The 22,663-nt window shown below is 43.4% G+C and carries 17 protein-coding genes and 1 tRNA gene; 5 read left to right on the forward strand and 13 right to left on the reverse strand.

The window, feature by feature from the left end; all coding sequences use genetic code 11:
- Positions 1 to 3: 3 nt before the first annotated feature.
- From tpiA to rpoN, 5 genes are all read right to left on the reverse strand, one after another.
- Positions 4 to 759, reverse strand: a complete 756-nt coding sequence (tpiA, locus tag ECA01S_RS05095; protein ID WP_067392110.1) for a triose-phosphate isomerase — start codon at positions 757 to 759, stop codon at positions 4 to 6.
- Between the two features lie 39 nt (positions 760 to 798).
- The gene (locus tag ECA01S_RS05100) at positions 799 to 1,989 is read right to left on the reverse strand and encodes a phosphoglycerate kinase (RefSeq protein WP_067392112.1); all 1,191 of its coding nucleotides are present in this window, start codon (positions 1,987 to 1,989) and stop codon (positions 799 to 801) included.
- A gap of 170 nt (positions 1,990 to 2,159) precedes the next feature.
- Positions 2,160 to 3,161: a type I glyceraldehyde-3-phosphate dehydrogenase gene (gene gap / locus ECA01S_RS05105; protein WP_067392114.1), complete on the reverse strand. Its 1,002-nt coding sequence runs from the start codon at positions 3,159 to 3,161 to the stop codon at positions 2,160 to 2,162.
- Positions 3,162 to 3,218: 57 nt separating this feature from the next.
- Entirely contained in the window at positions 3,219 to 4,253 is a 1,035-nt protein-coding gene (locus tag ECA01S_RS05110; protein WP_067392117.1) for a sugar-binding transcriptional regulator, read from the reverse strand.
- 191 nt (positions 4,254 to 4,444) lie between these two features.
- Positions 4,445 to 5,752, reverse strand: coding sequence for an RNA polymerase factor sigma-54 (rpoN, locus tag ECA01S_RS05115; RefSeq protein ID WP_067392120.1), 1,308 nt, complete (start codon positions 5,750 to 5,752; stop codon positions 4,445 to 4,447).
- Positions 5,753 to 5,814: 62 nt separating this feature from the next.
- Between rpoN and ECA01S_RS05120 the strand changes: the two genes are divergently transcribed.
- Positions 5,815 to 5,886, forward strand: a tRNA-Arg gene (locus ECA01S_RS05120).
- A 39-nt stretch (positions 5,887 to 5,925) separates the two neighbouring features.
- On the opposite strand, the gene ECA01S_RS05125 is transcribed toward ECA01S_RS05120, so the two are convergent.
- The gene (locus ECA01S_RS05125) at positions 5,926 to 6,444 is read right to left on the reverse strand and encodes a hypothetical protein (RefSeq protein WP_067392122.1); all 519 of its coding nucleotides are present in this window, start codon (positions 6,442 to 6,444) and stop codon (positions 5,926 to 5,928) included.
- 185 nt (positions 6,445 to 6,629) lie between these two features.
- On the opposite strand from ECA01S_RS05125, the gene clpP reads away from it, so the two are divergent.
- Complete coding sequence (gene clpP / locus ECA01S_RS05130) at positions 6,630 to 7,223, forward strand: ATP-dependent Clp endopeptidase proteolytic subunit ClpP (protein ID WP_067392125.1); 594 nt, start codon at positions 6,630 to 6,632, stop codon at positions 7,221 to 7,223.
- A gap of 109 nt (positions 7,224 to 7,332) precedes the next feature.
- Complete coding sequence (locus ECA01S_RS05135) at positions 7,333 to 7,851, forward strand: DsbA family protein (protein WP_067392127.1); 519 nt, start codon at positions 7,333 to 7,335, stop codon at positions 7,849 to 7,851.
- Between the two features lie 75 nt (positions 7,852 to 7,926).
- Here the strand turns inward: ECA01S_RS05135 and whiA are convergent, their stop codons facing one another.
- The 5 genes from whiA to uvrB all read right to left on the reverse strand — a co-directional run bounded on the left by whiA (position 7,927) and on the right by uvrB (position 15,864).
- Positions 7,927 to 8,865 (reverse strand): DNA-binding protein WhiA, encoded by a 939-nt coding sequence (gene whiA / locus ECA01S_RS05140; protein ID WP_067392129.1) that lies wholly within the window; start codon positions 8,863 to 8,865, stop codon positions 7,927 to 7,929.
- Positions 8,866 to 8,882: 17 nt separating this feature from the next.
- A complete protein-coding gene (locus tag ECA01S_RS05145) occupies positions 8,883 to 9,884 on the reverse strand; it encodes a gluconeogenesis factor YvcK family protein (protein WP_067392133.1) in 1,002 nt (333 codons plus the stop codon).
- Positions 9,881 to 10,765, reverse strand: coding sequence for an RNase adapter RapZ (gene rapZ / locus ECA01S_RS05150; protein WP_067392136.1), 885 nt, complete (start codon positions 10,763 to 10,765; stop codon positions 9,881 to 9,883). The genes ECA01S_RS05145 and rapZ overlap by 4 nt, the downstream gene beginning before the upstream one ends.
- Positions 10,766 to 11,048: 283 nt before the next feature.
- Positions 11,049 to 13,865, reverse strand: a complete 2,817-nt coding sequence (uvrA, locus tag ECA01S_RS05155; RefSeq protein ID WP_067392139.1) for an excinuclease ABC subunit UvrA — start codon at positions 13,863 to 13,865, stop codon at positions 11,049 to 11,051.
- Between the two features lie 4 nt (positions 13,866 to 13,869).
- Positions 13,870 to 15,864: an excinuclease ABC subunit UvrB gene (gene uvrB, locus ECA01S_RS05160; RefSeq protein ID WP_067392141.1), complete on the reverse strand. Its 1,995-nt coding sequence runs from the start codon at positions 15,862 to 15,864 to the stop codon at positions 13,870 to 13,872.
- A 272-nt stretch (positions 15,865 to 16,136) separates the two neighbouring features.
- Here uvrB and ECA01S_RS05165 point away from each other — a divergent pair, with 272 nt between their 5' ends.
- Positions 16,137 to 18,275, forward strand: coding sequence for an amino acid ABC transporter substrate-binding protein/permease (locus ECA01S_RS05165; RefSeq protein WP_067392144.1), 2,139 nt, complete (start codon positions 16,137 to 16,139; stop codon positions 18,273 to 18,275).
- Between the two features lie 3 nt (positions 18,276 to 18,278).
- On the forward strand, positions 18,279 to 19,016 hold the full coding sequence (locus tag ECA01S_RS05170) for an amino acid ABC transporter ATP-binding protein (RefSeq protein WP_067392150.1): 738 nt from the start codon (positions 18,279 to 18,281) through the stop codon (positions 19,014 to 19,016).
- 49 nt (positions 19,017 to 19,065) lie between these two features.
- Here the strand turns inward: ECA01S_RS05170 and ECA01S_RS05175 are convergent, their stop codons facing one another.
- Both ECA01S_RS05175 and dnaJ read right to left on the reverse strand, forming a co-directional pair.
- Positions 19,066 to 21,309: an ATP-binding cassette domain-containing protein gene (locus ECA01S_RS05175; RefSeq protein WP_067392153.1), complete on the reverse strand. Its 2,244-nt coding sequence runs from the start codon at positions 21,307 to 21,309 to the stop codon at positions 19,066 to 19,068.
- A 126-nt stretch (positions 21,310 to 21,435) separates the two neighbouring features.
- Entirely contained in the window at positions 21,436 to 22,608 is a 1,173-nt protein-coding gene (gene dnaJ, locus ECA01S_RS05180; RefSeq protein ID WP_067392156.1) for a molecular chaperone DnaJ, read from the reverse strand.
- Positions 22,609 to 22,663 lie beyond the last annotated feature (55 nt).

Here is a 22,663-nt window from a genome sequence, read left to right on the forward strand (position 1 = left end):
GTTTTATTTTACCGCGTTTAGTAAGGCTAAGAATGAATCTGGTTGTAAGCTAGCGCCGCCAACTAAAGCACCATCAACGTTTTCTTTTGCCATGTATTCTGCGATATTTTCTGGTTTAACAGAACCGCCGTATTGGATACGAACAGCGTCGGCAACTTCACCATCATAGATTTTCGCAACAGTTTGACGAACCACACCACAGATTTCGTCTGCGATTTCAGCGTCGGCTGATTTACCAGTACCGATTGCCCAGATTGGTTCATAAGCAATCACCATGCTAGATACTTGACCAGGAGTCAAGCCGTCTAAGCCAGCTGTAATTTGACCTTCGATCCATTCGGCTGTTTTACCAGCTTCATAAGTTTCTAAAGACTCCCCACAACATAAGATTGGTGTCATGCCATTTGCGAAGATTGCTTTGGCTTTTTGATTGATTTCTGCATCTGTTTCGTGGAAATATTCACGACGTTCTGAGTGACCAATGATCACATATTGCACGCCAAGGTCAGCGATAGCTGCTGGTGAGTTTTCACCAGTGTAGGCTCCTTCGTTTTCCCAGAAGCAGTTTTGAGCAGATAATTGTACGTCAGAATCTTTCAAGCTCCAAGCTAATGGTGCTAAGAACAAAGCAGGTGAACCGATCACAGAATCCACAACGTCTTTTGAAGGAACAGCAGTTTTTACTGCTTCCGCAAAGCTTTGTGCTTCTGATAATGTTTTGTTCATTTTCCAGTTTCCGGCAATAATTGGTTTACGCATGCATCAAGCACTCCTTTTCCCATCAATGGGTAATTTGACTTATTTGTCGTTGATTGCTGCTAATCCAGGTAATTCTTTACCTTCTAATAATTCAAGACTAGCACCGCCACCAGTTGAGATGTGGGTGAATTTGTCTGCAAAGCCTAATTGTTCAGCTGCAGCAGCAGAGTCGCCACCACCGATGATTGTTGTTGCGCCTTCCAAGTTTGCGATTGCTTCACATACACCGATTGTACCGCGTGCGAAGTTGCTCATTTCGAATACGCCCATAGGTCCGTTCCAAACCACTGTTTTTGCACCTTCTAATGTTTGTGCAAACAATGCGATTGTTTCAGGACCAATGTCTAAGCCCATTTGACCAACTGGCACGTCACCAGTATGTTCTTCAGTTGGTACGTCATTTGAGAATTCAGCAGCTGTGATAGAGTCCACTGGTAAGACGATTTTGTCGCCAGCTTTTTCTAGTAAGCTTTTCGCTAATTCAACTTTGTCCGCTTCTACTAAAGAGTTTCCAATTTCCATTCCTTTAGCTTTGTAGAAAGTATAAGTCATACCGCCACCAATCAAAATTTTGTCCGCTTTAGGGATCAAGTTTTCGATTACACCGATTTTGTCAGAAACTTTCGCACCACCAAGGATGGCAATCATAGGACGTTTAGGGTCTTCGACAGCTTCGCCGATAAATTTGATTTCTTTTTCCATTAGGAAGCCAGCTACTGTTGGGATACCAGTTGAAGCAATCCCTACGTTAGAAGCATGGGCACGGTGAGCTGTACCAAAAGCGTCGTTTACAAATACGTCGCCTAGAGAAGCCCAATATTTACCTAATTCTGGATCGTTTTTGCTTTCTTTCTTGCCGTCGACATCTTCAAAACGAGTGTTTTCAAAGACTAATACGTCGCCGTCTTTCATGTCAGCAATTGCGTCTTCCAATTCTTTACCGCGAGTTTCAGGAACAAAGGTTACGTCTTTTCCTAATAATTCGCCTAGGCGTTTGGCTACAGGTGCTAAAGATTTACCTGCTTTGTCTTCTTCGGTTTTCACACGACCTAAGTGAGAGAATAGGATCGCTTTACCACCTTGATCCATCACGTATTGGATCGTAGGTAGCGCCGCTTTGATACGAGTGTCATCAGTGATCACGCCATCTTTCAAAGGGACATTGAAGTCTACGCGGACAAGGACTTTCTTATCTTTTAAGTCGATGTCTTTTACGGTCATTTTTGCCATAAATCTTTTGCCTCCTAAATATTTATCCGGTTGCCCGGTCATACGCTTTATTATAACTCTTTGAAATCAGGCTGAAAAAGATTTCGACCCGATTTCAAAGAAAAAGCGGAGAAGCGCGTCGCTTCCCCGCTTGCTCAAGCTTCGTCCTCAGCTGTCTTTAAGAGAAAATCTTAAAGTTTAGCAAAGTATTCCAAAGTACGAACTAATTGTGCAGTGTAAGACATTTCGTTGTCATACCAAGCAACAGTTTTCACTAATTGTTTGCCATCAACAGTCAATACTTTAGTTTGAGTTTCGTCGAATAATGAACCGTAAGTCATACCCACGATATCAGAAGAAACGATTTCGTCTACATTGTAGCCGAATGATTCGTTTGAAGCTTCTTTCATCGCTGCATTTACTTCGTCAGCAGTAACTTCTGTGTTAAGAACAGTTACTAATTCAGTTAATGAACCTGTTGCAACAGGAACACGTTGTGCAGCTCCGTCTAATTTACCGTTCAATTCTGGGATTACTAAGCCGATCGCTTTAGCAGCACCAGTTGTGTTAGGAACGATGTTTTCTGCAGCGGCACGAGCACGACGGAAGTCACCTTTAGGGTGTGGTCCATCAAGAGTCATTTGGTCGCCAGTGTAAGCGTGGATAGTTGTCATCAAGCCTTCGATAACGCCAAATTTGTCGTTTAATGCTTTAGCCATAGGAGCTAAACAGTTAGTAGTACAAGATGCACCTGAGATAACTGTTTCTTTACCAGTTAATGTTTCATGGTTTGTGTTGTAAACGATTGTTGGTACGTCGTTTCCACCAGGAGCTGTAATAATAACGCGTTTAGCGCCACCTTTTAAGTGTAATTCAGCTTTTTCTTTAGATGTGAAGAAACCAGTTGATTCCAACACGATATCTACGCCTAGTTCGCCCCAAGGTAATTCTTCAGGGTTACGGTTAGATAATACTTTAACTTCTTTGCCGTTAACGTTGAAAGAACCATCGTGAACTTCAACTGTTCCGTTGAAACGTCCTTGAGTTGTGTCATATTTTAACAAGTGAGCTAACATTTTAGCGTCTGTTAAGTCGTTGATTGCAACCACTTCTAATCCTTCTACATCTTGGATACGGCGGAATGCTAAACGTCCGATACGTCCAAAACCATTGATACCTACTTTAACTGTCATTAAAGATTTCCTCCTTATGAAAATCAAAAATTTATTTTAAAGGGTCACCCCTTAAAATCATTCATTAGCCGCTAAAATCGAATTTGCTGCAGCTTCGTCCGTAATCAGCCAAGTCTGTTTCGGTGCGCTCTTCATATACGCCTCGATGGCTTTAGCTTTTGATTTGCCTCCCGCTACTGCGAAGACATGTGGCACTTTTTGGACATTGCTGAGTGTTAGTCCAATCCGCGGGACTTTGTAAACGATGTTGCCTTCCTGGTCAAAGAAATAACCAAAGGATTCAGCCACCGCTTTTTTTTGCTTCAGCATTGCAAGTTCTTCCGCTGACATTTTTCGACGCCCTGCCATATGCAAGGCCCGACCAATGCTGTGGATTACTACGTTTGCTTTGCCGATTAGCTCCAAGACTTCTTGGATCATAGGTTCCTGAATCAACGTACGATAAGTTTCATCGGACAATTGCTCTGGAACATACAGCGCACGATGTTGTCCGCCAGTTTTAGCCGCCATTACGGCGCTAACTGAATTGGCTTGCACCGTCACGGCTTCCCCAATTCCGCCTCGTGCTGGTACAAATAGGTTGTGTCGCTGTGCTGTTTCCAATGGTTCTAAGGATTCCGCCACCACTGCCATAGTGGTACCGCCCATTACCGCGATGATATTCTGACCTTCCGGTAAGACCGTTGCCAAACTATTTTGCAGTAACTCACCAAACTCATTTAAAACTTTCGGTTGCACATCACAATCACCGGCAGCTACGAGACACTTGGCGATGCCAAAGTGTTCAGCTAGTTCTTTTTCGATCTGTTGCATCCCCAGCATCTGATCCATGACTTCTTCCAGATTTTGATAAGCTGTAAAGCCTTTTTCTGTCAGCATCATGCCATTTTTTGAGGCATCGATCAACCCGATCGACTTCAAAAAATCAGTTTCCGTTCGCAAAACCCGTTCAGTAGAACCCATTTTTTGAGCCAAGGCGCGACGGCCAATTGGCTGCATCCAATAGATATGACGCAAAATTGCAAAACGCTTCTGTAGGACTTCTAACAAATCTGGAGCAACAGCTTCGATCAATTTTAAATCTTTGTGCATGATTTGCTCCTCCGTTGGTCGTTTTTTGTCCACAGTAGACTTTTTCCGACCCACTAACCTTAAAAAAATAAAATTGACATTCTTCCTTGCATTAAATCAAAGTATCTTTATCAATCTCACAAAAGTAATTCTAACAGTTTTAGGTAAAAAAAACAAGAAAAGAGCATGCTTTTTTTGCTCTTTTCTTGTGACTACTCAAATCGCTTGCGCTTCGAGGAAGATGGGATGTGTAACTGATCGCGATATTTGGCAACAGTACGGCGCGATAGCTCGATACCTTTAGTCGCCAACAGCTCGACTATTTTTTGATCTGACAGGGGCTTTTGCTTATTTTCAGCATCAATCAGCTCCTGTAGGGCTTGTCTGGTGGTATCAACAGATAAGTCTTCTCCACCGGAAGCATGGGTAAAGAAACTCCGCAACTCATATACCCCGAATGGCGTTTCTAAATACTTGCCATTGACTGCCCGACTAATGGTGGACTCATGGAGACCCAGTTCTTCAGCAATTTCTTTCAACTGCATCGGTTTTAATGGTCGTGTCGTTTCAGCAAAAAAGTTCGGCTGTCTTTCCAAGATTGCTTGACCAACGCGCATAATCGTATCCCCACGCTGTTCAATTGTCTTGGTGATCCAATCAAATTCCTGTTTCTTTTCTTTCAAATACTTCTGAACTTCTGGATCGTTGGTTTGGCTCATTTTCTCAAAGTAGCGGCTTTGTAGCTTCACATTGGGCATGCTCCGACGGTTGGACCGCAGTTGCCAGCCTTCTGGCGTATCCAAAAGCGTCAAATCTGGCACAATGTATAACCCTTCCGGTGCCCCAAAGGCCGCTCCTGGCGCTGGACTCAATGACCGGACATAATCAAAAATCAACTGAACCTGCGGCAAATCAATCTGATATTTTTTAGCAATTTCTGGCCACTTGCGTTGAACAAAGGGTTCGAAATCTTCTTCTAATATAATGTAGGCTAGCTCTGGTGCCTGTTGATCCCGTTCTGTTTGCAGCATTAGAGATTCTTGCAGGCTACGGGCGCCGACGCCGGCTGGATCCAATTGTTGCAACAGTGTCAAGGCATCTAACATTTGAATCGGGGTCGCCCCCGTTTGCTTCTGGGCCTCCTCCAACGTTGTGGTCAAATAGCCATTCAAATCGACGAACTCAACTAAATAAAGCACTAGCCGCCGCAATTCCGTATCACGATAGTTCAGATGAATCTGTTCAATCAAAGACTCAAACAAGGAGCCATGCTGATCGGGAATTTGACTTAGATAGGTCTGACTATCACCAGCTGGCGCTGAACTAGCCAGTGCCGCCACGTTAGATTCCTCTTGAACTTCTAGTAGGGGGTTCTCTAAGGACTTTTCTGCAACGAAACGCCACAGTTCTTCTGTATTATATTGGAGAATTTGAATGGATTGTTGCAGCTCTTGAGTCATAGCTAGGCGCTGTGATTGTTGCTGTTGCTGCTTTTGTTGAAATTGTTGTTGAAATTTCAAAAAAATTCTCCCCTTTCGACTTGTTTTTTTATGACAGATAGGCTAAACTAATAATCGTGCTTGCGCCCTTAGTGTAGTGGATATCACGTAAGATTCCGGTTCTTGAGACGGGGGTTCGATTCCCTCAGGGCGCGTAACGAAAGCGTTGGATAATCCAACGCTTTTTTTTCGTCTTAAAAAGATTGTTTGACATAGGGCAACGGGCGGTTGCTCATGCGTTTCAGTTGGATTTTCTTTTCTTCAATCATTTCCACGAGGTCGTCGGAAAAGTTTTCCAGGATAACACGGCCGCCTTTATAGGTATAACCGCCAATTTCGGTTACTTCTTCTGGTGACAGCACAACTTTACGGTGCGCAATCTTTTTAAAAAACTCTTCTAATATATAGGTTGGCAAATAGAAATTATTTTGCGCCGCAAAACTTTGCAAATAAACAAACTCATCAATCGTGATATAACAGTCATCAAACGAATCAAAGCTCACATATTCCTCTAAAAACAGAGTCCGCTTTTGCAGAATTTCATTGATTTTTTTGTTTAACAAATTAATTGTTTCGATCTCTTTTACTTTATGTTCCAGCTCGCGACGCTTGGCATCCCGACGTTGATCATACGATGATTGTAGTACTACCGCACCCAACATTAGCAGTGCCCCTACTGCCACGCCTATTAACCCAATTACGAAATACAGCATTTGTTTCACCCTTCATCCTTTTTTATCAGTATAGCATATTTATCTTCTCACAAAACATAACTGCTTGGCAAATTCTTGATCAAACTATTTGACCTTTATTGACCATTCCGCTATACTTTCTCTTAGGTACAAAACGAGCTTTGTGCTACAATGGTTTTGTACATTTTGACAAGGAGGAATTACTCATGAATTTAATCCCAACAGTTATCGAACAATCATCTCGTGGCGAAAGAGCCTACGACATTTACTCCCGTCTTTTGAAAGACCGTATCATTATGTTGAGCGGCCCAATTGACGACAACGTGTCCAACTCCGTTATCGCGCAGTTGCTCTTTTTAGACGCTCAAGATTCTGAAAAAGACATCTACTTATACATCAACTCTCCTGGTGGTAGCGTATCTGCCGGCTTGGCGATTTTTGACACCATGAACTTTATCAAAGCAGACGTGCAAACCATCGTTTTAGGGATGGCGGCTTCAATGGGTAGCTTCTTATTAACTGCAGGTACTAAAGGCAAACGTTTCGCATTACCAAATGCTGAAATCATGATCCACCAACCATTAGGTGGCGCTCAAGGTCAAGCAACTGAAATCGAAATCGCTGCTCGTCACATCCTAGATACACGTACTCGTTTGAATACGATTTTATCTGAACGGACTGGACAACCTCTAGAAGTTATCGAACGCGACACTGATCGTGATAATTATATGACAGCGCAGCAAGCGAAAGATTATGGTTTGATTGATGACGTGATGGAAAACAGCAGTGCGTTAAACTAAAATTGCAATTGGAAAGACTGGTCAGATTCATGATCAGTCTTTTTTTATAGGACTGATTGATTGGCTTTTTAATCCCTTCCCGCTACAATAAAAAGAGGAGGTGGCTAACATGGATATTTCGAACATCAAAGCAGCCGCAACAAATACTACTACAGGTTTAAAAATCGGTGCCGATGATGCACCAGTTAAACTAGTTGAATTTATCAACGTCCGTTGTCCCTACTGTAAACAATGGTTTGAAGAGTCTAAAGAACTATTGGATCAATATATTGCCGAGGGTCGTTTACAACGGATCATCAAACCTTTTAACAAAGAAAAGGAAAGCTTGCAACGGGGCAACGTCATGCATCGCTATTTAGATACCAACTTGCCTGAGAAAGGCTACGCCGCTTTAATGCAAATGTTTATCACACAAAAAGACTGGCAAGATCTCTCTTTAGAGGAAGTGGCACGTTTTGCTGAGGACCGCTTGCAATTGGCACCTCAAGCAAATGAAGCGTTACTAACAGACGTGGTCACTGAAGCCAACAATGCCAATATTCAATTTGTGCCAACCCTCATCATCAACGATCATATTTTTGATGAAGCAATCGAACCAGAGCTGTTAATTCAATATATCGAAGAGTAACTGGTAACAAAAAATCTCCAAAAAGTTAAGGATTATCCTTAAGACTTTTTGGAGATTTTTTCGTACTCTTTAAACTTAACCGACATGAGACTCTTTCAAGTTTTCGGCAAAGTCATTGATTTTCCGAATACGGTGATTGATTCCAGATTTAGAGATTGTGCCTGACGGGAGCATTTCACCTAATTCTTTTAAGCTGACTTCGGGATTTTCTAAACGCAAGCGGGCAATCTCCTGCAGTTTTTCCGGTAAAGCCTCGATACCAACCGTATTTTCGATAAAGGCGATATTTTCCACCTGTTTGGCGGCGGCATCGATGGTCTTATTCAAATTAGCCGTTTCGCAGTTCACTAAACGATTAACAGAGTTCCGCATGTCCCGCACGATCCGTACGTCCTCAAATTTCAGCATCGAATTGGTGGCGCCGATCAAGGTTAAAAAGTCCGCAATTTTTTCGGCACCTTTCAAATAGGTGATATAGCCATTACGTCGTTCGAGGGTCCGTGCATTGAGGTCGTAATAGTTCAACATATCGCAGACATCTTGATTGTGTTCTTCATAAAGAGAATAAATCTCCAAATGGTAGCGGCTAGTTTCGGGATTATTGACAGAACCAGCTGCCATAAAAGCACCCCTTAAATAGGAACGCATTTTTTGAGCATTCCCCAAGATTTCACTAGAAACGTGGCTATTAAAGACCACCCCATCCATAATGTCTAAATCCGCCAAAACACTTTGGGTATCCTGCTTTAACCGAACAATATAGACATTGTTCTTCTTTAATTTCATTTTTCGCCGTACTAAAAGTTCACTGCGAACTTGATAATGATCTTTTAATAGCGAGTAGATACGTCGCGCAATCGCGGCGTTTTCAGATTGAACATTCAAAATAAATTGATGATTTGCAATACTCAAAGAGCCGTTCATGCGAATCAACGCGGCTAATTCCGCTTTGGCATGTTCACGATGCACTTCTAACGTCGTCAATTCTTTTTTCACATCCGCTGCAAATGACATATCTGCCCCACCCTTTCTTAATATTTCGCTCCGAAAACGATTCGGAACAATTCTTCAACAACCTTTTCCCCATCATGAAAGGCGCCATGGTCACGTAGCTCCAAAAAATCGGTGGAAATCACGCGACAGCCTTCTTCTCGCAGCCCCTTAAAGTCATGGGATACTTGGACCAGATATTCATCATAGCGTTCTTGATCCATGTAATTCTCTGGTACTGGCTGTGTATTCACCAAGACGGTATCCACAAACGGTGTCTTTAAATGACGATGCAACACGCGAATATGGTCCGCATCAGAAAAATGCTCAGTCTCCCCTTTTTGGGTCATGATATTACAAATATAAACGACTTCTGCTTCTGTTTTAATTACTGCGTCGCCAATTTCTTCAATGACCAAGTTGGGGAGGATACTGGTGAACAAGCTGCCAGGTCCTAATACAATCATGTCCGCTTCCTCAATCGCTTTGATGACTTTACGAGCGGCTTTAGGTTGCTCGCCACTCCCATCGGAACGGGTAACATGCACGTATTCAATCGTTTTTCGGTCCTTAGCAATTTGTGATTCCCCACTAACCTCGGTGCCATCATCAAACGTAGCATGTAGTGTCAGTGGTTCTTCAGAAGAAGGATAAATATGACCATCCACGTGCATCATCCGTGCCAAAAGTTGCACTGCTTCATAGGTACTCTCACGCATTTCGGCCACCGCCGCGATAATTAAATTGCCAATGGCGTGATTTGCCAAAAATTTATCTTCTTTCTTAAAGCGATACTGAAAGATATCTGAATAAAGTTTAGGCATATCAGACAAAGCAACTAAGACATTGCGTAAGTCGCCGGGTGGTGCCATATTGACAGAGTCTCGAATCGCACCGCTACTGCCACCATCATCGGCCACCGTTACGATAGCTGTGATCTCGGCACTCTGGTTACGCAAGCTTTTCAGAATAACGGGTAGCCCCGTACCGCCACCAATCACAACGATTTTAGGCTTGCGGATTCGGTAGGTCTTCATTTTCATGACCGATTCACCGTCTCTTTACGTTTGTCTTTATCACGATGTGTGATATTGACATGGTAATTTTCTAAAAGCTCTTTCCCAACCCGCTCGGTCAAAGCTACCGAACGGTGTTGCCCACCGGTACAGCCAATCGCGATTGTGACATTGTTTTTACCCTCTTTTTTATAGCCCGGTAAAACCGTATGTAACAGATCCATGAATTTTGTATAAAATTCAGTGGTCTCATCAAAACCCATCACATAATCATAGACAGCTGGATCTTGGCCCGTTAACGGACGCAGCTCAGGGATGTAGTGCGGATTTGGCAGGAAGCGCACATCCATCACAATATCAGCATCAATTGGTAACCCGTATTTAAAGCCGAAAGAAACCATTTCAATTCGGAAAGTGTGAGTGTCGTGGCTCTTAAATTCTTTGGTGATTTGCTCGCGTAACTGACGTGGACTCAAGTGTGTCGTATCAATGACGATTTGCGCATCCGCTTTGATTTCTTCCAAGATAGCACGTTCTTTACGGATCCCTTCAGTTACCAGACCGTCCATCGCCATCGGGTGGGTCCGCCGGGTTTCTTTATAACGAGAAACCAGCTCTTCATCTGTTGCGTCTAGGAAAAGCACTTGGGTATCAATAATACTAGTATTCTCCAATTCAACTAACATCTCTTGGATTTCACGGAAAAATGCGCGTGAACGTAAATCCACCACCAATGCGATTTTGGTGACCTTGCCAGATTCTTTAATTAGTTCCCAAAATTTAGGGATTAGACTTGGGGGCATATTGTCGATACAAAAATAGCCCATATCTTCAAAACTTTGGATGGCTACCGTCTTACCGGCACCGCTCATCCCTGTAATAATTACAAGTTGTAAATTTTCAGCCATGTGGATTCCTCCTTTGCATTCAAACAATTATACCACAAGCAATCCGGGCGTGCCATGTTTTCCTCTTTACATAAAAATAGAACCTCCTGTTGGTTGAAGACAGGAGGTTCATTCTGAACGGTTATTTATAGGATGATAAAAAGCTAGACCAATTTAAATCAGCGTGACTTTTATCATCCATAATAATACGTGAGAACCTTTGAAAAGACAATAGTTATTTGCTTAAGAAAACGTTAAATTCAGCTAATCAAAAAATGTGATGTCTTTTAATTACAAGACCAATTTAGAGGACTCGGGACAGATATTGTCCGGTATAACTTTCTTTGACTTGCGCCACCTCTTCAGGTGTACCGGTGGCAATAATCGTACCACCGCCATCGCCGCCTTCTGGTCCTAAATCAATCACATAGTCAGCAGATTTAATGACATCAAGATTGTGTTCAATCACCAAGACTGTATTCCCAGCATCGACTAAACGCTCCAATACTTGCAACAGGCGCGCGATATCATCGGTATGCAACCCGGTAGTTGGTTCATCCAAGATGTAAAGATTTTTCCCAGTAGACAATTTGTGCAGTTCACTGGCCAATTTCATCCGTTGCGCTTCCCCACCAGATAACGTCGTGGCCGGTTGTCCCAAAGTTACATAGCCTAAGCCGACATCCACGATTGTTTTTAATTTCCGGTGAATCTTAGGAATATGTTGGAAAAAGTCGACTGCATCTTCCACGGTCATATCTAGGATGTCTGAAATATTCTTTCCTTTGTAATGAACTTCCAAAGTTTCTGAATTGTAGCGTTTGCCGTGACAAACGGAACACGGTACATAGACATCAGGCAAGAAATGCATTTCAATTTTAATGATGCCATCGCCCTTACAAGCTTCACAGCGACCGCCCTTCACGTTAAAGCTAAAGCGTCCTTTTTTGTAGCCCCGGACTTTCGCTTCATTGGTTTGAGCAAATAAATCGCGAATATCATCAAAAACACTAGTATAAGTCGCTGGATTACTACGCGGTGTACGGCCGATAGGACTTTGGTCGATATCTACCAGCTTCTCGATATTTTTATAGCCAGTGAGATTTTTGAATTTGCCTGGCTTATTTGAATTACGATTCAATTTTTGGGCCAAGGCTTTTTTCAGAATTTGATTAACCAAGGTACTCTTACCTGAGCCAGAAACTCCTGTCACTGCCACAAACTCGCCTAAGGGAATCTCAACTGAAACGTTTTTCAAGTTATTCTCTCTGGCACCCGTCAACTTCAAGCTTTTACCATTGCCTTGACGGCGTTCTGTGGGCACCGGAATTTTCTTGCGGCCGGATAAATATTGCCCGGTTAAAGAATTAGGATCGTTGGCAACTTCATCTGGTGTACCCGCGGCCACAATTTGCCCGCCTTGTTCACCAGCACCAGGTCCAACATCAATCAGATAATCAGAGGCGCGCATCGTATCTTCATCATGTTCCACGATTACCAGCGTATTACCTAAATCGCGCATCTTCCGTAATGAGTCAATCAAGCGGTCATTGTCCCGTTGATGCAGCCCGATAGATGGTTCGTCTAAAATGTACAAAACCCCTGACAAATTGGACCCAATCTGGGTTGCCAGCCGGATTCGTTGGGCTTCCCCACCAGAAAGTGTCCCGGCTGCCCGACTCAAGGTTAGATAATCCAAGCCAACATTTTTCAAGAAGGTCAGACGGTCGTCGACTTCTTTCAAAATGGGTTTTGCAATAATTTGTTCTTGCTCAGATAACTGAACGTCATCAAAAAAGTCTAAGGCTTTGTTGATAGCCAACTCACTGACTTGTCCAATGTGGGTGCCATCAACTTTAACTGACAACGCTTGCGGATTCAAACGGTAACCGGCGCAGGCTTGGCAGGTTAATTCTGTCATATACAGACGCATTTGGTCCCGTGTAAAATCGCTATTCGTTTCATGATAACGACGGTCGATATTTCGCAGCACCCCTTCAAAAGGAACTTCGACATCGCGCACGCCACCAAAATCATTTTCATAATGGAAGTGGAACGGTTCGCCATTAGAGCCATTCAAAATAATATCTTGATGCTCTTGCGGTAATTCATCAAAAGGCGTATCCATATCAATGTTAAAGCTGGTAGCGGCTTGCTCCAACATTTGCGGATAATATTGAGAACTAATCGGATTCCATGGCAAAATAGCCCCTTCCCGCAGCGTCTTACTGCCATCAGGAATCACCAAATCCTTGTCGACTTCTAACTTCACACCTAACCCGTCACACTCAGGACAAGCCCCAAAAGGCGCATTAAAGGAGAATAAGCGGGGTTCTAATTCGCCAACGGTAAACCCGCAATAAGGACACGCATAGTGTTCGCTAAAGAGCAGTTCTTCTTGGCCAATCACATCCACAACGGCGTAACCATCCGCCAAGCGCAAAGCGGCTTCAAAGGAATCAAACAAACGGGAACGAATGCCTTCTTTCACCACGATTCGGTCAATAACGATGCGAATATCATGTTTTTTGTTCTTTTCTAGTTCAGGTGCTTCGCTGACATCATACAGTTCACCATCCACCTGCATCCGCACATAGCCTTCTCGTTGAATCATTTCAAAGACTTTTTTATGTTGCCCTTTTTTCTTAACAATCACCGGTGCTAAAATTTGGATTTTCGTCCGTTCCGGTAATTCTAAGACCTTGTCCACCATTTGTTCCACAGACTGACTAGTAATCTCGATATTATCATTGGGACAAATAGGATGACCTACGCGGGCAAACAACAACCGCAAATAGTCATTGATCTCAGTGACAGTCCCCACCGTCGAACGCGGATTTTTACTGGTGGTTTTTTGGTCAATGGAAATAGCGGGACTTAAACCGTCGATGCTATCGACATCTGGTTTATCCATCTGTCCTAAAAACTGCCGCGCATAGGAAGAGAGACTTTCCACGTAGCGGCGTTGTCCTTCGGCGTAGAGGGTATCGAAGGCAAGGGAGCTTTTCCCTGAGCCAGAGAGACCTGTGACTACCACCATTTTATCTCGTGGAATCGTTACATCGATATCTTTCAAATTGTGTGCTCGCGCACCATGGATCACGATTTTATCGTTAGCCATGTAATCACTCCCCTGCTTTTAATTCCAAGATTGTATCCCGTAAAGTGGCGGCGGTCTCGAAGTCCAGCGCCCGGGCTGCGTCTTTCATTTCTTTTTCTAGTTTCAGTAATAAATCGGCTTTTTCTTCTCGTGTTAAATCTTCGTAATTGGTCTTCACTGTATAGTCGCCATCATCTTCAGCGACCTTAGTAATACTGATCAGATCACGAATTTCTTTAATAATCGTTTTCGGCACAATACCATGTTCTTCATTAAACTGCATTTGGATAGCACGACGCCGGTTGGTTTCTTCAATGGCCTTCGTCATGGAATCGGTCATTTTATCGGCATACATAATGACTTTACCTTCCGCGTTACGAGCGGCACGGCCAATCGTTTGCACTAAGGAACGTTCACTGCGCAGGAAGCCCTCTTTATCCGCATCCAAAATAGCAACTAAGGAAACTTCCGGTACATCCAAGCCTTCCCGCAGCAGGTTGATTCCCACTAGCACATCAAACTCTCCTAGACGCAAATCGCGAATAATCTCGGTCCGCTCTAAGGTTTTGATGTCACTATGAAGATACTTGACTTTAATACCTAGCTCTTTGAAGTAATCGGTCAAATCTTCCGACATTTTTTTCGTCAGGGTTGTCACAAAGACCCGTTGATTTTTCTCAACACGCTCGTTGATTTCACCCACTAAGTCGTCGATTTGTCCCATAATTGGGCGGATTTCGATAACCGGATCCAATAAGCCAGTTGGTCGAATGATTTGTTCCACGACTTTATCTGTTTGGGCCATTTCGTAAGGTCCCGGTGTCGCCGAAACATAAACGATTTGATTGACATGCTCTTCAAATTCTTCCAAACGGAGTGGGCGATTATCCAAAGCACTTGGCAAGCGGAAACCGTAATCTACTAACATTTGCTTACGCGCGCGGTCTCCATTGTACATGCCACGGATTTGTGGCATGGTCACGTGGGACTCATCCACTACAATCATAAAATCATCAGGGAAAAAGTCCAGCAATGTATAAGGTGGTTCCCCTTCTTTACGACCATCCATATGGCGAGAGTAGTTTTCAATGCCTGAGGTATACCCCATCTCTTTCATCATTTCTACGTCGTAATTCGTACGTTGCTCCAGACGCTGCGCTTCTAACAGTTTATTTTCTCCCCGCAGCTCATCTAAGCGCCAAGCTAATTCTTCCTGGATTTGGCTAATGGCCTTGTCCATATGATCCTCATTAGTCACAAAGTGGGTCGCTGGGAAAATCGCAACGTGTTCTGTTTCCCCTATGATTTCACCTGTCAAAGCATCAACTTCCCGGATTCGTTCCACTTCATCCCCAAAAAATTCGACACGCAGGGCGTGCTCATCCCGTGAGGCTGGGAAAATTTCCACCACATCGCCCCGCACCCGGAAACGACCCCGTTGAAAATCAATGTCATTGCGTTCAAATTGAATATCCACGAGATTCCGCAGTAATTCGTTGCGGTCTAGTTCCATGCCCACTCGAATCGAAACCACTTGGTCACTATATTCCCGTGGATCCCCTAATCCGTAAATACACGAAACAGACGCCACTACGATCACATCATTACGTTCTAATAACGCACTGGTGGCGGAGTGACGCAGCTTATCAATCTCATCATTGATACTAGCATCTTTTTCAATATACGTATCGCTAGAAGGAACATAGGCCTCTGGTTGGTAATAATCGTAGTAACTCACAAAATATTCTACGGCATTGTTGGGAAAAAATTCCTTAAATTCACCGTAAAGCTGTCCAGCTAAGGTTTTATTATGGGCGATTACCAGTGTGGGTTTATTGACTTCCTTGATTAGATTGGAAATAGTGAAAGTCTTCCCGGTCCCGGTCGCTCCTAACAAGATCTGTTCTTTGGCTCCCTCGTTAACACCGGTCACTAACTGTTGGATTGCTTCCGGTTGGTCACCACCTGGTTCATACTGTGAAACGAGTTCAAATGTATTCGAGGTTTCTCTTTCGATCATGGCAATACCTCCTCATTTATAGTGTAATCAATTCCTACTTAAATAGGAAAGCATTCGCTCTTTATAGCTGTTCTATTTTACCATACCGAACATATTTTCGCCACTTTTTGAAACGACCGTTTTTACTTGCTGCGCGAGCTTCATGTAACAACTTCTAACATCAAACGTAAGAAAATCAACTTTTTTTGCGTATTTTGCCGCAATTGACTTGTCGTTGTTAGAATTCTTAGGCTATAATGTTCAGCATATGATTTAATTTAAGGAGGATTTTTATGAAAAAATACTTTTTCTCACTCTTGATCCTGATTACGGGGATCCTTGGGCTTGCTGGGGGCCAGCCGGCTAATGCGGAAGAGAAAGTTTATCAGATCGGCACCGATCTTACCTTTCCCCCTTTCGAATTTCAAAATGATCAAAAAGAATACGTTGGCATCGATATCGATTTACTGACAGCTATTGCCAAGGATCAGGACTTCAAGTTTGAATTACGGCCTTTAGGCTTCGACAGTGCCATCCAAGGCGTTCAATCCGACCAGCTAGATGGTATGATTGCCGGGATGAGTATCACAGAGGAACGTCAGCAGTCATTTGATTTTTCTGCCCCTTATTTTGATAGTGGCATTTCGATGGCGGTTCAAAAAGACAATACCTCCATCAAAAGCTATGATGACTTAAAAGGCCAAACCGTGGCTGTAAAGGTTGGGACTGAATCAGCGGCGTTTGCTGAGAAGAACCAAGAAAAATATGGCTTTGATGTTAAAACTTATGACGCTGCTGACACTATGTATCAAGTACTGGAAAACGGTAGTGTAGCTGCAATCTTCGGTGACTATCCCGTTTTAGGTTATGCTATCAGCCAAGGCCAACCTCTGAAACTAGTTGGTGAAAAAGAAGTCGGCAGTGCTTATGGTTTTGCTGTTAAAAAAGGCCAAAATCAAGAATTATTAGCAAAATTTGATAAAGGCTTAGCCAAGCTAAAAGCTGATGGTACTTATGATGAAATCTTGGCAAAATATATTGACAGTGGTCAAACGGATACTGCCAGTGAGATGAAAAAAATCACACCGAAAAAAACGGTATACACGATTGCTAGCGATTTGACCTTTGCCCCTTTTGAGTATCAAAATGACAAAGGTGAATATGTTGGTATTGATGTAGACTTGCTAAAACGAATTGCGGAATTACAGGGCTTTGAGTTGAAGTTTAATTTTGTTGGCTTTGCTTCGGCAGTTCAAGCGGTAGAATCTGGGCAAGCAGATGCCATGATTGCTGGGATGACAATTACCGATGAACGTAAAAAATCTTTTGACTTCTCCGATTCTTACTTTGACAGCGGGATTCAATTAGCAGTCAAAAAAGACAATAAAAAAATCAAAAGTTATCAAGATTTACAAGGTAAAGTAGTGGGGGCGAAAGTTGGTACGGAATCAGCCGACTTCTTAGCTGCTCATGAAGACGAGTATGGCTATAAAATCAAATACTATGATGCCGCCAATGACTTGTATGATTCCTTACGAATTGGTCAAATCGATGCCATGATGGATGACTATCCTGTGATTGGCTATGCCATTAAAAACGGGCAAGATTTGGCAACACCAATCAAGCGTGAAACCGGCGGCCAATATGGTTTCGCTGTCAAAAAAGGCCAAAACGCTGAATTAGTTGAGATGTTCAATGAAGGGCTGAAGGAATTACGTCGGACCGGTGAATATGACAAAATTGTCGGTCGTTACATTGCTGAAAACAACGAAGAAAAAGCCGATGAATCTACCTTTATGGGGATTCTAAAAAATAACTATCCTACCTTACTAAAGGGTCTTTGGACAACGATCTTGTTGACCTTGATTTCCTTTGTCTTAGCTTTGATCGTAGGCGTCATTTTTGGACTCTTTAGTGTTGCGCCTAATCGGGCCTTACGCACCATCGCCGGTGTTTATGTTGATATTATTCGTGGAATCCCGCTAATGGTACTGGCCTTCTTCATTTTCTATGGACTACCTGGCATTTTAGGCTTTACCATTCCAGACTTCACGGCCGGTATCATTACACTGACTCTAAACGCCAGTGCTTATATCGCAGAAATCGTGCGGGGCGGGATTAACGCGGTACCCGTCGGTCAAATGGAGGCTTCCCGTTCGTTAGGCCTTTCGTATACCCGTACGATGCAAAAAATCATCTTGCCACAGGCCGTGCGGATCATGGTACCGTCCTTCGTAAACCAATTTGTTATCTCTTTGAAGGACACCACTATTATCTCGGCGATCGGTGTTATCGAGCTCCTACAAACTGGAAAAATCATCGTGGCTCGGACATTGCAAAGTTCCTCTGTTTATTTGATTATTGCGGTGATGTATTTGATTCTGATTACTGCTTTGACGAAGCTAGCCAAACTATTGGAAAAGAAGGTGTAAAGCATGGCTGAAAAAATCTTAGTGGAACATTTAGTAAAAAAATATGGAGACAATACTGTTCTTAACGATATGAACATCAGTATTCAAGAAGGCGATGTAGTCTGTGTTATCGGGCCATCTGGCTCTGGTAAAAGCACCTTTTTACGTTGCTTGAATCGCTTAGAAGAACCAACTAGTGGCGACATCATTATTGATGGGGCCCACTTGATGGACAAAAGTACCGATATTAACCAAGTTCGGCAACATATTGGGATGGTCTTCCAACATTTCAATTTATTTCCCCATTTGACGGTTTTGGAGAACATCACCTTAGCCCCTATGGATTTAAAGAAAACAAACAAAGGCGAAGCTGAAAAGAAGGCAATCAAATTGCTTGATACAGTTGGCTTGGCAGATAAAAAGGATATGTATCCTGACTCATTGTCCGGTGGTCAAAAGCAACGGGTAGCAATTGCCCGCGCGTTGGCGATGAACCCCGATATTATGTTGTTTGACGAACCAACATCCGCCCTTGATCCTGAAATGGTCGGTGATGTATTGAACGTCATGAAGAAACTAGCCAAACAAGGAATGACCATGGTCATCGTAACCCATGAAATGGGCTTTGCGAAAGAAGTAGCTAACCGCGTTTTATTCTGTGACGGGGGTAACTTCTTGGAAGACGGTAGTCCCGAACAAGTCTTCAATAATCCGCAAAACCCGCGTACCCAAGATTTCTTAGATAAAGTACTGAATATCTGATCGTACTAAAAAACGGAGCCCATTATGGACTCCGTTTTTTTATAGCCGATTATTCCCGTAAGTAAGGAGCAGTAATCTGATCATCACTGGCAAGTAAATCAGCGGGCGTACCGGTAAATAGGAGCTGCCCGCCCTTTTCACCACCAGCTGGACCTAATTCAATCAGCCAGTCAGCTTGCTTCATGACTTCTAAATGATGTTCAGATAAAACCAACGTATTCCCTTGCGCCACAAGTTGTTCAAATAACCGCAAAAGTACCTGTACATCTGATAAATGCAGCCCGTCCGTTGGCTCATCTAATAAATAGACGGCTCCTTGTTTTTGTAATTGACTGGCCAGTTTCAAGCGTTGTAACTCCCCGCCTGAAAGGGTTGATAACGATTGGTTCAAGACGATATAGCCTAAGCCCACTAACGTCACTTGCTCCAAAGCACGCGTGATTTGTGCTTGATCAAAGAACTCTTGCGCTTCTGTCACAGACATCGCCAATACGTCGATGATTGAGCGGCCATTTAATTGATAGTCGCGCATTTTCGGATCATAGCGGGTCCCATGACAGACTTCACAAACAGTGACAATATCATCCATAAAGGACATATCTGCTACAATTACTCCTTTTCCATGACAATGGGGACAGGCTCCTTTTGAATTATAGCTGAAATAAGCCGGACTCAGCCCCGTTGCCTGACTGAATAATTTACGAATCTGATCAAAAACCCCTAAATAAGTCAGTGCCGTTGACCGAATATTGATGCCGATATTTTTCTGAGAAATTGCGACAACTTCGACTTTATCTGATAATTCATGTTGAATCTCGGCCATCAGCAAACTCTTCCCCGAACCAGCCACTCCACATAAAACCGTCAGAACACCTAAAGGTAATTGAAGAGAAATATCTTTTAGGTTATGTCGGTGTAAGTGGGTCAAAGGTAACCAGTCTGTTGCTTGACGAAACGCTTTTTTCATGGGCAGGCGTTTTTGCAGCCAACGACTGGTAACCGAATCACTTTTCAAAAAATCTTGATAGGAACCGTGAAATAAAACCTCGCCACCTGACAAGCCAGCACCTGGGCCCATATCAATAACATAGTCGGCAATCTTGATCAGCTCAGGATGATGCTCCACTAAAATCACCGTATTGCCAGTATCCTTTAGCCGACGAATTGCTTGTTTTAATTGATCAATATCCTTAGGATGCAGACCAACACTGGGTTCATCTAAGAGATAGAGCACATCCGTGAGGGCGCTGGTAATGTATTTTGAAATCTTGATACGCTGTGCCTCGCCACCAGATAGACTGCCTGTTCCTCGTGCCAAATCAAGATAGCCCAACCCAATATCAATTAGTGACTGGACACGTTCACCGGCAGCACGGCGAATTTCTTTGGCATTCTCTGCCTCGATATTTTGCAGAAATAGCCCTACTTCATCTAGTGGTAACAAGACAACATCGGCGATGCTTTTCCCATTGATTTTGCAGCTGCGCACCCGTGGGTTGACACGCGTGCCCTGACAATCTGGACAAGTCTCAGTCGTCACAAACTTATCCAGCTGCTTTTGATGGCGTTTGCCCTCGTCTCGATGCAAAATGCTGCGCTGAATACGTGGAATCAACCCTTCATATTGAGCCGTATGCGGCCAAGCGGCGGGCGGATTTTTTAGCTTCATTTGCGGCGAATAGAGAAACAGCTGCAATTCTTCTGGTGTGTAATCCTTGATTTTCTTATCTAAATCAAATAGGCCACTGTCAGCATACCGCTTCCAGCGCCAAAAACCGGTATGGAAAGTCGGAAAATCAATGGCATCTTCGTTCAACGATTTATTGAAATCCACTAGCTTATGGACATCAATCGTTGTCACATAGCCCAGTCCGTCGCAAGTCGGGCATTTGCCTTCCGGATGATTGAAAGAAAAAACATCGGAATAGCCAATGTTGGGTTGACCAAAGCGAGAGAATAGCAAGCGTAAATACGTATAGATATCTGTATAGGTCCCCACGGTTGAACGAGCATTGTCCGATAATTTCTTTTGGTCTACGATAATTCCTACTGGCAGATTTTCAATGGCCTCTACGTCGGGACGACCATATTTAGGCAAATACTGCTGTAAAAAACTAGGAAACGTTTCATTGAGTTCACGCCTGGATTCGGCCGCCAGCGTGTCAAAAACCAGGGAGGACTTTCCTGAACCTGACAAACCAGTCACAACCGTCAAAGCATGTTTTGGAATCGTAACACTGACATCTTTTAAATTATTTTCGCGGGCATGCTGAATTCGAATCATTTCATTCATTTATCTCACCTCCTCTTTATGCTACTAAAAAGAGAAATACCTGTCTAAGAAAAGCCCTTCCTGCTAGGATAAGATGAACAAAAAAGCACAACCCACTATTCATAAGAATGGGCTGTGCTTAAAAAATTATTTTTTCTTTTTGCTGCCGCCAAAGGCATCTTTCATTTTATCGAAAAAACCTTCTTCTGGCTCATTGATATCCTGACCGCCCGCTTTGGCAAAATCACGCAAGGCCTCTTTCTGCTCAGGACTTAAGTTTTTCGGTGTAATCAATTTAACCGTGACTTGTTGGTCACCATTGCCGCCACCACGTAACCGCGGTGCCCCTTTGCCACGCAGACGGAAAGTTGTCCCAGTTTGCGTGCCAGCCGGAATCTTCAGTTTGATCTTTCCGTGAACCGTTGGGACTTGAATCTCATCCCCTAAAGCCGCTTGAACGAAGCTTAATGGCAGTTCATAATAGATTTCAGCACCATCACGGTCAAAGATATTGCTTTCTTCTACTTGGAAAATAACATACAGATCACCATAAGGTCCGCCATTCAAGCCAGCTTCCCCTTGAGAGGCTAAACGCATTTGTTGGCCAGTTTCCACACCAGCCGGTACGTTGACTTTGACCTTGTGGGCCCGTTTTTGATGACCACTACCGTGACAAGTTGGACATGGTTCTGGAATTTCTTTCCCTGTACCATTACATACATCACAAGTTTGTCGTGTCATAACGCGTCCCAGTGGGGTTTGGCGTTCGACATTGATCGTACCAGAGCCGTGACATTTATGACAAGTTTGCGGTTGCGTGCCTGGTTTAGCACCATTCCCGCCACAGGTTTCACAGACATCTTCCCGATTGTAACGAACTTCTTTTTCTACACCAAAAATCGCTTCTTCAAAAGTCAGATCCACTTTATATTGCAAGTCAGCCCCTTGACGCGGAGCTGTTGGATCTGCTTGACGACCACCGCCGCCACCAAAGAAAGATTCGAAGATATCTTCGAAACCACCAAAGCTGCCGCCGCCACTAAAGCCGCCAAAGTCACTGAAGCCACCGCCGCCGTAACCACCGCCACCATAATTGGCATTGGCACCTGCGTGACCATATTGGTCATAAGCAGCTCGTTTTTGCGGATCACTTAATACTTCATAGGCTTCTGATACTTCTTTGAATTTTTCTTCAGCATCCGGTTCTTTATTGATATCTGGATGATATTGTTTTGAAAGCTTACGGTAAGCTTTTTTGATTTCATCATCTGAAGCACCTTTGGACAAGCCTAACACTTCATAATAATCTCTTTTCGCCATGGGCTTCCCTCCATCAGTTTGATTACAAACAATCGTGTTCATCATACCACAAAAT

The sequence above is a fragment of the Enterococcus canis NBRC 100695 genome (assembly GCF_001544375.1).
GTDB lineage: Bacteria > Bacillota > Bacilli > Lactobacillales > Enterococcaceae > Enterococcus_H > Enterococcus_H canis.

Bases quoted from the DNA above. Each gene is read 5' to 3' on its own strand.
- tpiA (WP_067392110.1), bottom strand. From the start codon at position 759: ATGCGTAAACCAATTATTGCCGGAAACTGGAAAATGAACAAAACATTA.
- ECA01S_RS05100 (WP_067392112.1), bottom strand. From the start codon at position 1,989: ATGGCAAAAATGACCGTAAAAGACATCGACTTAAAAGATAAGAAAGTC.
- gap (WP_067392114.1), bottom strand. From the start codon at position 3,161: ATGACAGTTAAAGTAGGTATCAATGGTTTTGGACGTATCGGACGTTTA.
- ECA01S_RS05110 (WP_067392117.1), bottom strand. From the start codon at position 4,253: ATGCACAAAGATTTAAAATTGATCGAAGCTGTTGCTCCAGATTTGTTA.
- ECA01S_RS05125 (WP_067392122.1), bottom strand. From the start codon at position 6,444: ATGCTGTATTTCGTAATTGGGTTAATAGGCGTGGCAGTAGGGGCACTG.
- clpP (WP_067392125.1), top strand. From the start codon at position 6,630: ATGAATTTAATCCCAACAGTTATCGAACAATCATCTCGTGGCGAAAGA.
- ECA01S_RS05135 (WP_067392127.1), top strand. From the start codon at position 7,333: ATGGATATTTCGAACATCAAAGCAGCCGCAACAAATACTACTACAGGT.
- whiA (WP_067392129.1), bottom strand. From the start codon at position 8,865: ATGTCATTTGCAGCGGATGTGAAAAAAGAATTGACGACGTTAGAAGTG.
- ECA01S_RS05145 (WP_067392133.1), bottom strand. From the start codon at position 9,884: ATGAAAATGAAGACCTACCGAATCCGCAAGCCTAAAATCGTTGTGATT.
- rapZ (WP_067392136.1), bottom strand. From the start codon at position 10,765: ATGGCTGAAAATTTACAACTTGTAATTATTACAGGGATGAGCGGTGCC.
- uvrA (WP_067392139.1), bottom strand. From the start codon at position 13,865: ATGGCTAACGATAAAATCGTGATCCATGGTGCGCGAGCACACAATTTG.
- uvrB (WP_067392141.1), bottom strand. From the start codon at position 15,864: ATGATCGAAAGAGAAACCTCGAATACATTTGAACTCGTTTCACAGTAT.
- ECA01S_RS05165 (WP_067392144.1), top strand. From the start codon at position 16,137: ATGAAAAAATACTTTTTCTCACTCTTGATCCTGATTACGGGGATCCTT.
- ECA01S_RS05170 (WP_067392150.1), top strand. From the start codon at position 18,279: ATGGCTGAAAAAATCTTAGTGGAACATTTAGTAAAAAAATATGGAGAC.
- ECA01S_RS05175 (WP_067392153.1), bottom strand. From the start codon at position 21,309: ATGAATGAAATGATTCGAATTCAGCATGCCCGCGAAAATAATTTAAAA.
- dnaJ (WP_067392156.1), bottom strand. From the start codon at position 22,608: ATGGCGAAAAGAGATTATTATGAAGTGTTAGGCTTGTCCAAAGGTGCT.